The organism is Burkholderia sp. Ac-20345, assembly GCF_017104825.1.
In the GTDB taxonomy this organism is placed as follows: domain Bacteria; phylum Pseudomonadota; class Gammaproteobacteria; order Burkholderiales; family Burkholderiaceae; genus Burkholderia; species Burkholderia lata_B.
This window is the reverse complement of sequence record NZ_JAAGPO010000001.1, coordinates 91,871-103,945: the sequence shown is the minus strand read 5'-3', so window position 1 is coordinate 103,945 and position 12,075 is coordinate 91,871. Positions and strand designations below refer to the sequence as shown.

Genomic DNA, 12,075 nt, shown 5'->3' with positions numbered 1-12,075 from the left:
GCCTTTGCGCACTGGCCGCCGCGCGGCTCGCGCCTCGACGGCGGGCCGTGTTTCACCAGCGTCGTCCAGGCGCGCAACTGTGCGATCGACCTCCCCGTTCCGTGCAGCCGGTCCGTCAGGTCGAGCCGTCCGACGTGACGCCGGCCATCGCGCCGGCCGGCACGCCCGCGTCGCGCGAGCGCTCGATGTCGGGGCTGCGATACGCCCGCTCGGGAATCTCGGCGAGCCGCGATGCGTGCACCTGATGCGGCGTGAGGCCGTAGAACTTCTGGAAGCTCATGATCAGCGGCGACCACTTGTCCGGATCGATGCGGTCCGGATGACCGTCCATCAGCAGGTCGGGATGTACATGCACGCGCTGGATGCGCACCTCGAACACGCGGATGTGGCCGCGCACGTCGGGCGCTTCTTCACCGATGCCGTGCGTGGCCGCGACGACCGCTTCCATGTGCACCGGGCATTCGAGCGCACGCGGGGGCGCGACGGTTTGCGACGCGGCTGCGGTGAGCCCGGCCGTGCCGAACTTGTCGGGTTCGTACACGTAGCCCTTCGCGCGCTTGCCGTCCGGCACCGGGTAGGTGCCCGTCGTACGCGCGATCCGGTCGACCGCGTGCGCCTGCGCCGACGACGGCAGGTTCAGCACGCATTCGCCGGTGCGCAGCAGGTTGCGGGTGGTCTGCGAACTGGCGGCGATGCCGATCACGCCGCGCCAGCCGAGCCAGAACGCGGACGAGATCGGCGCGAGATTGGCCGTGCCGTCCTCGTTCAGCGTGCTGACCAGCACGACGGGCGTGCCGAAATAGAGGATGTTCGGTTCGGTGACGCAATGCGGAGCATTCATGGTCGGTGCCTTCGTTGAGGGATCAGTCCGCATGCTGATCCTGTCGCGGCGGTGCGGCGCTCCGAATCTTGTCGTGTCATTCCGGAAGGGGCGCGAAGGCCGCGTGTGCGCCGGCCGAACCCGTCGGCACCGCGCGTGCTTTTCCGCTACAGTAGGAGATCGCAGGCCGCGCCCGCCGGATCGCACGGGTGCGCGCGGCCCCGCTCCGCCAACGCACACGAGGGCCTGATGGATACCGAGCAACGCTACACCGCCAACGCGCCGACGCGCGCGGAAGTCGACGCACTGGGCGGTGCAACCGTCATCGAATTCGGCGCGAACTGGTGCGGGATCTGCGCGGGCGCGCAGCCGGCGATCGTGGCGTCGTTTTCCGCGCATCCCGCCGTGCGGCACCTGAAGATCGAGGATGGCCCGGGCCGCCCGCTCGGCCGCTCGTTCGGCGTGAAGCTGTGGCCGACGCTGGTGTTCCTGCGCGACGGTGTCGAAGTTGCACGCGTCGTGCGTCCGGCCGACGCGAAGCAGATCGAAGCCGACGGCTTCGCCGCGCTGGCCTGAGGTCACGGCGATGCAACAGGCGATCACGCACATCGGCATCGACACGCGCGGCAGCGGCCTCGTCGAGTTCACGGCGCAGGCGCGCGCATTCGTCGACCAGCAGGCGATCCGCACGGGCCTGCTCACCGTGTTCTGCCGCCATACGTCGGCATCGCTGCTGATCCAGGAGAATGCCGATTCGTCGGTGCAGCGCGACATCGAGCGCTACTTCGCGGCGCTCGCGCCCGAGGACGCCGCGCGCTACGAGCACGACACCGAAGGGGCAGACGACATGCCGGCGCACCTGCGCACGGCGCTCACGCAGGTGCAATTGTCGATCCCGGTCGAGCACGGGCGCATGGTGCTCGGCACGTGGCAGGGAATCTACCTGTTCGAGCATCGCCGCGCGGCGCACCGGCGCGACATCGTGCTGCATCTGATCGGCGAGTAAGCGGCTACACACGGCAACAAGCGGCAACAAGCGGCAACAAGCGGCAACAAGCGGCAACAAGCGGCAACAAGCGGCACTTCGCCTGCGCGCCGGCTCAGGCGAGCAGCTTCTCGACGAGCGCGCCGAGTTCGCGCAGGTGGACGGGCTTCGGCAGGAATTCGTCGAACACCTGCTTGTTCTCGCTCAGCGCGGTCGATTCATACGCGCTGACGCCGAGGATTGCCGGATGCCGGCCGTCGTCGTCGGGTACCGCGACCGCGCGAATGCGCCGCGCGACCTCGAAGCCGCTCAAGTCCGGCAGTTCGAGATCGAGCACGACGATGTCGTAACGGCTCGTACCGAAGCGCGCGACGCCTTCCTGCCCGGTGCCGCACAGATCGGCTTCGATGCCGAGCGCCGACAGCATCGCGCCGAGCGTTTCGCGCGCGTTGTCGTCATCGTCGACCACCAGTGCGCGCCGGTCGCGGTGCGCGGCCGCGTGCGGTAGCGCGGGCGTGTCGCCGGCCGCGTTACCTGCGGTGTCGATGCCGGGCACTTCGGCCGGCAGCGTCACGACGAACTCGCTGCCTTCGCCGACCACGCTGCGCACGTCCACATGCCCGCGCAGCGTCGTCACGATTTCGCGCACGACGGCGAGCCCCATGCCGATCCCGTCCACGTGCAGCCCGACCGCGTCGTTCGCGCGGTAGAACGGCTCGAAGATCTTCGACAGGTGCGGCTTCGCGATGCCGGTGCCCGTGTCGCGCACGGCGATCTTCAATTGCTGGCCGGCCGGCGCGTCGGCGAGCGTGATCGACACGTGGATCGATCCGCCGAGCGTGTACTTGACCGAGTTCTCGATCAGGTTCGACAGCACCTGGCGCAGCAGCTTGCGATCGGAACGGATCGCGAGGTCGTGCGGCTCGACCTGCTGCGCGACCGCGATCCGCTTGGCCGCAATTTTCTCGCGCAGCGGGTCGAGCACCTCGGCGAGCAGCGACGCGATGCCGACGGTTTCCCGTTCGGCGAGGCGCTTCGTCGAGCGCAGCTTGATGTAGTCGGTCAGGTCCTTGACGAGCGCTTCGAGCGACAACGCCGAATTCTGCAGCCGCCGGATCGTCTTCAGGTTCGCGTCCGACTGCGGGCGCGCGAGCAGGATCTCGACCGATCCGCAGATCGCCTGCAGCGGCGTGCGCAACTCATGGCTGACCATCCCGAGGAACGCGTTCTTCGCCTCGATCATTTCGAACGCGCGGTCGGACGCCTTGCGTTCGGCGTCGAGCGCCGCGTCCTGTCGTTCGAGCAGGTCGTCACGCGTGCGCATCGTATAGAACAGCAGCAGGAACAGCGCGCACAGGATCACGCCGAGCACGATGCCGAGGATCAGGATCGCGCGCTGCTTTTCCTTCAGCTGATGGAACGTGAAGTCGCGCTGCGCCATCTCGATCGCGCGGAAATAGTTCGCGAGGCCGTTGACCTTCGGCCAGTACGCATTGACTTCGTCGATCACCTGCTGCGCGTTTTTCGGCGAGTCGCGCAGCAACGGCACTTCGCGCTTCAGGCGCGTCATGAATTCGCCGAGCGCGTCGATCTCGTTGCGCGCGCGCGGGATGCGCAGCCAGTATTCGGACACTTCCGATGGCCGCTGCAGAAAACCGAACGACACCGACAGGCTGTCGAGCTGCATCTGCACGTGATTGAAGTCGTCGTCCTCGCGCGTCGCGTAGAGGATCAGTTGCCGGTCGAACCGCACATAGACGTTCCGGTATTGCGCGGCGGTCCAGAACACGCCTTCGCGCGGCCCTTCGAGCACGCCCTCGTTGACCGACGTGGCGAGGAGGTCCCACAGCAGGAACGCCCATGCGGCAAAACCCATGATCCACAGCGAGCCGAGGACCAGGATGATCTTTCTATTTTTCCATCGCCGGCGTTTCATTTCACCGTCAGGCCGATGATCTGCCACGCGAACTTGGCTTCGCCGAGCGGCGTCTTCAGTTCATCGGGATACTGGTCGCGCGGGTACATGATCCACAGCGGGCCGTAGTTGTCGTTGCCGAGCACCTTGCCGTTCATCGTCCGCGCGAGGATCACGCCGTAACGATCGGCGTCGGATACGGGAATCGTGAACGTGTACTCGTCGATGCAGCGGAACTCGATCTGCGTGCCGTGCGCGCCGACGGTCTTCAGGATGTCGGACAGGCGCGGGCCGGTGAAGGCTGCCTTCGGCGTCCAGCTCGTCGACGTGACGATCGTGTGCTGCGGCAGCGCCATCAGCGCCTGCTCGGAAAACACGTACGCCGTCTTGCCCTGCTGGTTGTGCTTGTCGATCTTGCCGTCGACGGTGAACGTAAACGACGAAGCGGCCCAGGTCGCGGCCGCCATGCCGAGCAGGCAGGCCGTCAGCAGGCTCTTGGTCCAGATGGTCGAAATTCGCATGTCGTGCCCTCGGTCGTGCGGTGGTGATTTGTCGTTGTGGTGTCAGTTCGCGGCGGCCGCGGCCGGCAGCGTGATCTTCAGCTCGCGCGCCACTTCGGCGAACAGGATCGGCAGGCGCACCGGCTTTTCCTCGCAGCGCGCGTTGTAGTGCGACACGATGTGCGCGATCTCGTCCTCGCTGGCTTCGCCGGTCGAGATCTTGCCGGTCAGCAGGAAGATCGGCGCACCGCTGTTCTCGCTCGAGCGGATGCCGCGCACGAGTTCGGCGGCCGTCTGGTCGCCGAGCATCCAGTCGAGGATGTAACCGTCGAAATCCTCGACCTCCAGCGCCTTGCGGAACGTCGCGCCGTCGAAGTACGGGATCGCATTCACGCCTTTTTCGATGAAATATTCACATACCGTCTCGGCGACGTCCTGCGAATCGTCGACCACGGCGATGCGCGCCGCATACACGTTCGGCTGGGCCGAGCGCAGCTCAATGACGTCGACCGGATACGTGCGGCCCTCGCGCGCGTGCTGACGCTCGGTGATGAGCCATTCGCCTTGCCACTGCAGCGCGACGAAGTCCGTCTCGGCCTGGCTACTGGCTTTCGACGAGATCGCGGCGCGGCAGCGGAAACGCCGCGACTCGATCACGAGCGTCGCGTCGATCATCTCGGCGGCGGCCGGCTGCGTGCCCTTGTCGTCGAGCAGGATCGCGGGCGGCACGCCGAAGTGCGTCGCGATGTCCTGCAACTGCGACAGGTTCCACGGGATCAGACCTTTCATCTTGCGCGTGACGACCGAAAAGCTCAGGCCGAGCACATTCGCGATCGTCGTGTTGTGACTTCGCGGTGGAATGCCGTTGCGGTTCAGTAGGTCGCGCACCTTGTTGGCGGTGATGAGATCGACGTTGGCCTGCTCGCTGTTGGACATCTCGATGGGGTCTCCAGGGGTTTTGGGCGAGGGTGAGCATATCAAAACTGACGCGTCATGCAAACTTTGAAAATGCGAATGACCTTGACATGCCTTTTTTCTTCATTATTATTGCTCACCACGTCACTATTGTTTGTCGCGTCATGTTTGGAGGTCGATGCCGACCATGATCGGCACAGCGAAAAGCGACAACAATGAAGCAGTGACGGAACGATTCGAAGAGAGAACCTGAGAGAGCCTTGGAGTGCGTGTCGGCGTTGACGGATTGTATCCGTTGCGCCGCGCGCAGCCGGGTGCGAGCTCGCGGGGGTGGGATAGCTCGAAGAATTGCGGCGCCAATAAAACTTGAGGAAGGTAACAATGTACCGCCGTTTACTCGCACCGGGGCTGCTGTTGCTATTGGCCGCGTGCGCGCAGGATCCGTCCCTCACCAGCAACACGGTGCGGATCTGCGACGACACAGGTTGTTCCGACCGTCCTAAAGATCAGGTGTCCTATCAAAAAAGGGACGATTCGGCAGACCAGGAAAGCCCCCGCATCGCTGCGCTGAAGCAGACCGCGAAGACCCAGCCGAAGGCCGCCTACGACCTCGGCCTGCGTTATTTCCGCGGCGACGGCGTGCGCCAGGACAGCTATCAGGCACTCAAGTGGATGCGCGACGCCGCCGAGCGCGGCGACCTGCAGGCGCAGAAGGCGCTCGGCAGCTTCTACCTGTTCGGCCTCGAGGAAATGGGCTCGGATGCACGCGAAGCGGAGAAGTGGCTGTCGATCGCGGCCGGCCGCGGCGACAAGGAATCGAAAAAGCTGCTCGATCTCGCGCGCAAGGCCAAGAAGGAAGACGAAGAAGACTGGAAATGGCGCACGCAATGGCGTGACGTCTATTACGGCTACTGGTACTCGGGCTATCCGTACTACGGCGTCTGGCAGCAGACGTACTGGTACTACTGACCGGGCCTGAAGCAACGGGGGCAGCAGCGGGGAGACCACCATCGCGCGCCAGCCGGGGGGCTTATCGAAGTTCGCACGAACACATAAGCCGAACAACGACTCTAATCGATCGATAACGACATGAAGACCATCCTTTCCCAACGTCTCACTCAAGGTGCGCTGGTCGCAGCGCTTTGCGCGTCCGTCGCGGGCTGCGGCGGTGTGGTGACGCCCGGCGGCCAGAATGCGGGCGTAACCGGTGCCGCCGCGGGCGGCACGAGCGCCGGCGCCGATTCGGGGCTGCAGCGCTGTGCGTCGCCGCTCGGCACGATCGCCGTCGACGACGGCCGCAACGCCGACTGGTGGGGCCCGTTCGGCAGCGCGACCAAGATGACGACCATCGACCCGCTGCTGCGCCTGGCCGTCCAGCAGTCGAACTGCTTCGTGATCACGTCGATCGGCAACCAGAAGAGCGACGCGCGCCTGTCGCGCATCACGCAGCTGCAGCGCAACTCGGGCGAATACCGCGCGGGCTCGAAGCAGCAGAAGGGCCAGCGTGTCGCGGCCGACTATTACATGGAACCGCAGATCGTCATCAACGATTCGCCGATCGGCGGCATCGGCAGCATGATCGGCGGGCTGATCGGCAACGGCGCGGTCGCGGCGGTGGCCGGCCACCTGCAGACGAAGGCATCGGTCGTCACGCTGACGCTGTTCGACGTGCGCTCGGCCGTGCAGATCGCGGCGTCGGAAGGCAGCTCGACGGCGACCAACTACGGCGCGGCGCTGGGCGGCTTCGGCGGCGGCGTGGGCGGCGCGCTCGCCGGCTTCTCGGCGACGCCGGAAGGCAAGGCGACGGTCGTTGCGTTCATCGACGCGTACAACAAGATGGTCGTTGCGCTGCGCAGCTACAAGGCGCAGGACGTCAAGGGCGGCCTCGGCCGCGGTGGCCAGCTCCAGGTCAACTGACGCTCCCGGGCCGGCGGTGCGCCGCCGGCCGATGCCTGATTCGTGATTCGTGACTGTCCGTGCGTGCGGCGAGATCCGCGCGTACCGGCTTCGTTCGTCCTTTTTGCATTGAGGTGATCCCGATGAAAGCCGTTGCATTGATCGCACTGACCTGTCTGGCGCTGACCGCTTGCGGCGGCGACGATTCCTCGCCCGCATCGTCAGGTGGCGGATCGGGCACGAGCAACAACGGCGGCAGCGGCGGCACGGGTTCGGGCGGGACGGGAAGCGGCGGCAGTGGCGGCTCGGGCGGCTCGGGTGGCGGCACGCTGACGTGGCGTTACGAGGCGCAGCCTGTCGCGGCCGACAAGGCGAGCTTCCTGACGCTGGTCAACAGCGAAGGCGCGAAGGGCTACCGCTATCTGGGCGACTACTACTACAACGCTTCCAGCGGCGGTACGCAGTCGATCTTCGTGAACGACGGCACCGCGCAGACCTACACGTACCAGTTGCAGACGGCGCCGGCCGACATGACATCCTTCGTCAACGCGGCCAACGCGCAAGGGGCGAGCGGCTACCGCTACGAAGGCCCGCTTACGTACGGCGATCTCTATCGCAAGGACGGCGGATCGTCGGCCACTTACACGTACACGACGACGGGCCTGCCGGCCGATGCGAACGCGTTCCTCACGCAGGCGAACGGCCAGGGCCAGTCGGGCTACTGGTTCCTGGGGCCGATCGCGGTGGCGTCGGTGCAGGCGAACATTTACATGAAGAACAACGCATCGAACGCGACCTATACGTACGACGCGCTGGCGCCGACCTCGACTGTCGGCGACTTCATCGCGCAGGCCAACAGCGAAGGGGCGAAAGGCTATCGCGCGAAGGGCGCGATGGCGTTCGGCATGGCGATCTCGTGGGTCTACGTGAAGGACCAGACGCAGTCGCCGACCTTCACGTACCAGTCTGCCGCGATCCAGTCGACCGGTGCGAGCTTCGTCCAGCAGGCGAACACGTTCGGCGCGCAGGGGGCCGCCTATCTGAGCGATATCGCGCTCGGCACGTCGAGCCCGGTGATGGCGTCGTTCTATTTCACGCCAAAGAACTGCACGGGCTTCCTGTGCACGACGCTGAATCCGCTCACGCAGAACTGAGCGAACGAGGCGGCTGCATCGCGCGGCCGCTTGTCGGCTTTTTCGAGGCGGGGCGGGCACCGGCAAGACGGTGTCCGCCCCGTTTTCTTTCGTCCGGCGCCGATCCGGCAATCATGGCCGCATCCTGACCCCCAACGACCGGGCGGGGGTGCAAATTTCGTTCAAGTTCAAATCTGCCTCCAAATCATATTGGACATGTACTAAACCGTTCATAACGGACTGATTTTCGGCAAGTCGTTTGGCATGATCGTGGCACTCCAATCGTCCTGAGCCACCTTCCTGCACGATGCCGGAGCCGGAGACGTACGCATGCCGGCATCCGGCATCGTCGCATTGCGACATGCCTTACAGCCCGCTCCAATCCATCCGCCGCTATCAGAACATCTCGGTGTTCGGCGGCGGGATCGTCGTCACGATCCTGATCCTGATCGCCTGCGCGCTCGGGATGGGTTCGATCGTGTACGGCTATCTCGACGGCGAGCGGCACAATTTCCTGACGGGCATGGTGCAGACGCTCAACGAGATCAAGGTGAGCGAGACGTCGTTCCGCAACGGCGTGACCAATGCACAGCTGATCTGGCGGGAAACCGGGCCGGTGCCCGACAGTGTGGTCGACGCGTTCTATGAAGCGGGCGAGCGGGCCGCGATCAAGCCATATCCGTCCGTCGTGTTCGGCGTGTCGAAGCAGCCCCCCGACCGAACCGAAGTGGCGCGCTACCTGTCGCTGTCGGTGCTGCTGGCGCGCATCTGCGCGGCGAGCTCGATCAATCGCGGGCAGACGCTCGTCGGCTATCACTACAGCACGCGCACGAGCCTGCTCGGGCTCGTGCCGGATTCGGGGGCCGGCGGCGGCGCGCTTGCTACGCCGGAAGGCCGCGCGCGCGTGATGGAGGCACTGCGGATCGATTTCGGCACTGACCCGGCGCAGGTGGCCGGTACCGCCGGTCGCCCGCACGTGCGCTGGTTGCCGCCGTTCACCGATCCGGTGTCGGGCGCCGCACGCATCCGGATCGCCGCGCAGGCGCAGGTCGACGGCGAGCCGTTCGCGGTGCTCGTCACCGAATATGCGCCCGAACATCTGCTGTCGTGGCTTCCCGAGCATCCGGTCGACGGCGTTTTCTTCGTGACGACCGGCGACAACCGCCTCGTCGCCGCGAGCCCCGGCGTGGCCGGCGACGAAGCGCGCACCGGCCGCCTGCTGGCGCTCGATCCGTTGCGCGATCGCACGAAGCCCGAGCAGGCCGTGTTCCGCGACGGCTTCGTGATCTTCCACGGTACCCTCGATGAAACGGGCTGGACGCTTGCGTATGCATTGCCGTGGGCGGACGTCGTCGCGAGCGTCGCGTTGCGCGCGAGCCTCCTGCTCGGCGCGTCGCTGCTCACCATCGCGATCATGTGGATCATGCTCGTGCGTTTCCATCGCCGAGTGTTCGCGTCCGTCTACGCGCGTTCGCAGCGCGTGTTCGACAGCGAAGCGCTGTGCCGCAGCGTGATCGAGACGGCGCCGATCGGCCTCGGTCTGATCTCGCGCGCCGACGGACATTTCATGCTCGTCAGCCCCGCACTGGCCGAGATGCTCGCGCGGCTCGGCAGCGACTATCGCACGCTGTCCGCGCAGGCGGTGGCACGCTACGACGCGTTCATCGCGGGCGGCACGGCCGGCGGCACGCTGCAGACCGATGTCGTGCTGGCCGATGCGGATGCCGGCGCGGCGCCGTTGCATCTCGAGGTGAGCGCGTGCGGCGCGCGTTACCAGGAGATCGACGTGCTGATCGTCGCGGTCGCCGACGTCACTGCACGGCGGCAACTCGTCCAGCAGCTCGAGGAAGCGGTGCGCGCGGCCGATTCGGCGAACGCAGCCAAGTCATCGTTCCTGGCGGCGATCACGCATGAAATCCGCACGCCGCTCAACGTGATTCTCGGCAATCTCGAACTGCTCGACCGCTCTGCGCTGGATGCGTCACAGCACGGCCGCGTGCAAACACTGCGTGCCGCCGCGTCGGGGCTGCTCGGCCTCGTCAGCGACATCCTCGATTTCTCGAAGATCGAAGCCGGTGCGATGACGGTCGAAGCGATCGAGTTCGACGTGATCGGCGTAATCGAGCGCACGCTCGGCGCGTTCGCACCCGTCGCGAAGGCGAAGGGGCTGTCGCTGTTCTGCGAAATCGACGCGAGCGACGCGCAGCGGATGCGTGGTGACCCGACCAGGCTCGGGCAGGTGATGGGCAACCTGCTGAGCAACGCGGTCAAGTTCACCGCCAATGGGCACGTGCTGGTGCGTGTGTCGGTGGCGTCGGCCGGATGCGGCGACGCCGAGCTGTCGATCGCGGTGGAAGACACCGGTATCGGCATCGCGGGCGCCGATCGGCACAAGCTGTTCAAGGCGTTCTCGCAGGTCGACGCGTCGATCACGCGCCGCTATGGCGGCACCGGGCTCGGGCTCGCGTTGTGCGATCGCCTCGCAGCCGCGATGGGCGGACGGATCGACGTGGCGAGCGTACCGGGCACCGGTAGCCGTTTCACGTTGACGGTGCCGCTCGGGATGGCTGTCGTGCCGCTCGACGCGCATCCCGCGCGCGGCGCGCGCACGCCGCTGATCGTCGTCGCACGTACGGAATGGCAGCGCTTCGCGTTGCCGCATCTGCGTTCATGGGGCTTCGACGTCGACGCGTACGAGCGCCCGGCTCGGATCCCGGCCGACCGTCGTGCGCGGGCCGCCGCGATCGTCCTGTTCGGCGATTCGGATGCGTGGTCGCGCGCGGAGTTCGACAGCCTGGATGGCGACTGCCCTGTCGTGTTCGCCACACCGGACGGCCCGCCGCAAGCGTATCGGGCGGGCAGGACGATACGCGTGTCGAGTTATGCACTTCGCGGCTTGAAGGCCGCGTTCGAGCAGGCGATGGCCGACACCGGCGGCCTTGTCGTACAGCGGCCGGCGAGCACGCACGTCGAAGCGGTTCGACAGCGCGCATGGCGTGTGGCACTTGCCAGCACCGATTCCGTTAGCGGCACGCTGTTGCTGGAGCAACTCCACGTGCTGGGTTGCGAGGTACGGACGGCGAGGTCGGCCGAAGCGGCGCTCGACCTGCTGGCCACCGGTGCATGGCAGGTGCTGCTGGTGGATGCCGACCTGCCGGACATGTCGGTCTGCGCGCTGGCGAACGCCGTGCGGGATGTCGGCGCGGGCTGCGACGTGGTGGTCGTGACGTCGCATGTCGCGCCCGTCGACAGGCGGCGCTATGCGGACGCCGGAATCGGCTGCGTGCTGACCAGGCCGGTGACGCTCGCGCATCTGCGCGGCGCGTTGGCCGGCATCGCTCGACGGCGTGGTGCGTCGGAGCATGGAGCGGGAATACAAGAACAGGACGTCGCGCGTTTCGCACACGGCGGCACGACATGAACGCGTGTCGATTGTCGTGGGCGGTGACGACGCGGTCCGAAGAATGGAAGGCGGCGCGACGCATCGGCAACGGCGGAGCAGATCAATCAGGTGAGAAGAGGGGAAGACCGTGCGCTACATGGTGAAAGTCTTCGTAATGTTGCTCGATTTCGCTACGCTTCCCGAGAAATCCAGAAAGGACTTTCTAGGCAGGATGAACGAATTCCTGATCATGTCGCCCATGCAGAAGCGGCGCGCGATCAGCGAATGGAAGCAGGCGGTCGAGGAACGGGGCGAATCGGGCGAGGGTGTCCACCGACCATAACGACGATCCGGATACCGGCAAGCGGTCGATGCGCGGCAGGCTCGCTGCTGCGCGAGTGACTGCGGCGGCAAGGGAGCGGGACGGGGCGGGGTGACGTGCGATGCGGCGTTCCGGTCCGGGAAGCCGCCGCATGCGTTGGCGCGTGTCTCGCTCTGATGCGTAGCGCCGGCCCGGTAGGGCATGCCG

General features: G+C 66.2%; 11 protein-coding genes. 7 read left to right on the top strand and 4 right to left on the bottom strand.

All coding sequences use genetic code 11. The features are described 5' to 3' along the window. Positions 1-115 precede the first annotated feature (115 nt). Positions 116-841 carry a flavin reductase family protein gene (locus G3O06_RS00445; RefSeq protein ID WP_205814512.1) on the bottom strand — a complete coding sequence of 242 codons (726 nt, stop codon included), beginning with the start codon at positions 839-841 and terminating at the stop codon, positions 116-118. Positions 842-1,069: 228 nt separating this feature from the next. Between G3O06_RS00445 and G3O06_RS00440 the strand changes: the two genes are divergently transcribed. Both G3O06_RS00440 and G3O06_RS00435 read left to right on the top strand, forming a co-directional pair. Next, on the top strand, positions 1,070-1,396 hold the full coding sequence (locus G3O06_RS00440; protein WP_021160574.1) for a thioredoxin family protein: 327 nt from the start codon (positions 1,070-1,072) through the stop codon (positions 1,394-1,396). A 10-nt stretch (positions 1,397-1,406) separates the two neighbouring features. Further along, complete coding sequence (locus G3O06_RS00435; protein ID WP_205814511.1) at positions 1,407-1,826, top strand: secondary thiamine-phosphate synthase enzyme YjbQ; 420 nt, start codon at positions 1,407-1,409, stop codon at positions 1,824-1,826. 94 nt (positions 1,827-1,920) lie between these two features. Here the strand turns inward: G3O06_RS00435 and atsR are convergent, their stop codons facing one another. From atsR to G3O06_RS00420, 3 genes are read right to left on the bottom strand one after another with little or no spacing between them, the layout of a single operon-like run. Continuing rightward, positions 1,921-3,741 carry a hybrid sensor histidine kinase/response regulator AtsR gene (gene atsR, locus G3O06_RS00430; protein WP_205814510.1) on the bottom strand — a complete coding sequence of 607 codons (1,821 nt, stop codon included), beginning with the start codon at positions 3,739-3,741 and terminating at the stop codon, positions 1,921-1,923. Beyond that, positions 3,738-4,241 (bottom strand): molybdopterin-dependent oxidoreductase, encoded by a 504-nt coding sequence (locus tag G3O06_RS00425; protein WP_174914273.1) that lies wholly within the window; start codon positions 4,239-4,241, stop codon positions 3,738-3,740. The genes atsR and G3O06_RS00425 overlap by 4 nt, the downstream gene beginning before the upstream one ends. Before the next feature lie 42 nt (positions 4,242-4,283). Further along, the gene (locus tag G3O06_RS00420; RefSeq protein WP_174914271.1) at positions 4,284-5,156 is read right to left on the bottom strand and encodes a helix-turn-helix domain-containing protein; all 873 of its coding nucleotides are present in this window, start codon (positions 5,154-5,156) and stop codon (positions 4,284-4,286) included. 360 nt (positions 5,157-5,516) lie between these two features. Between G3O06_RS00420 and G3O06_RS00415 the strand changes: the two genes are divergently transcribed. From G3O06_RS00415 to G3O06_RS48820, 5 genes are all read left to right on the top strand, one after another. Then, positions 5,517-6,104, top strand: a complete 588-nt coding sequence (locus G3O06_RS00415; protein ID WP_174968007.1) for an SEL1-like repeat protein — start codon at positions 5,517-5,519, stop codon at positions 6,102-6,104. Positions 6,105-6,224: 120 nt separating this feature from the next. Then, the gene (locus tag G3O06_RS00410) at positions 6,225-7,052 is read left to right on the top strand and encodes a hypothetical protein (protein WP_205814509.1); all 828 of its coding nucleotides are present in this window, start codon (positions 6,225-6,227) and stop codon (positions 7,050-7,052) included. A gap of 122 nt (positions 7,053-7,174) precedes the next feature. Then, complete coding sequence (locus G3O06_RS00405; RefSeq protein WP_205814508.1) at positions 7,175-8,185, top strand: hypothetical protein; 1,011 nt, start codon at positions 7,175-7,177, stop codon at positions 8,183-8,185. Positions 8,186-8,525: 340 nt separating this feature from the next. Next, entirely contained in the window at positions 8,526-11,585 is a 3,060-nt protein-coding gene (locus G3O06_RS00400) for an ATP-binding protein (protein ID WP_205814507.1), read from the top strand. A 109-nt stretch (positions 11,586-11,694) separates the two neighbouring features. Continuing rightward, a complete protein-coding gene (locus tag G3O06_RS48820; protein WP_174987722.1) occupies positions 11,695-11,889 on the top strand; it encodes a hypothetical protein in 195 nt (64 codons plus the stop codon). Positions 11,890-12,075 lie beyond the last annotated feature (186 nt).

Bases quoted from the DNA above. Each gene is read 5' to 3' on its own strand.
- atsR (WP_205814510.1), bottom strand. From the start codon at position 3,741: ATGAAACGCCGGCGATGGAAAAATAGAAAGATCATCCTGGTCCTCGGC.
- G3O06_RS00445 (WP_205814512.1), bottom strand. From the start codon at position 841: ATGAATGCTCCGCATTGCGTCACCGAACCGAACATCCTCTATTTCGGC.
- G3O06_RS00405 (WP_205814508.1), top strand. From the start codon at position 7,175: ATGAAAGCCGTTGCATTGATCGCACTGACCTGTCTGGCGCTGACCGCT.
- G3O06_RS00425 (WP_174914273.1), bottom strand. From the start codon at position 4,241: ATGCGAATTTCGACCATCTGGACCAAGAGCCTGCTGACGGCCTGCCTG.
- G3O06_RS00440 (WP_021160574.1), top strand. From the start codon at position 1,070: ATGGATACCGAGCAACGCTACACCGCCAACGCGCCGACGCGCGCGGAA.
- G3O06_RS00400 (WP_205814507.1), top strand. From the start codon at position 8,526: ATGCCTTACAGCCCGCTCCAATCCATCCGCCGCTATCAGAACATCTCG.
- G3O06_RS00415 (WP_174968007.1), top strand. From the start codon at position 5,517: ATGTACCGCCGTTTACTCGCACCGGGGCTGCTGTTGCTATTGGCCGCG.
- G3O06_RS00410 (WP_205814509.1), top strand. From the start codon at position 6,225: ATGAAGACCATCCTTTCCCAACGTCTCACTCAAGGTGCGCTGGTCGCA.
- G3O06_RS00420 (WP_174914271.1), bottom strand. From the start codon at position 5,156: ATGTCCAACAGCGAGCAGGCCAACGTCGATCTCATCACCGCCAACAAG.
- G3O06_RS00435 (WP_205814511.1), top strand. From the start codon at position 1,407: ATGCAACAGGCGATCACGCACATCGGCATCGACACGCGCGGCAGCGGC.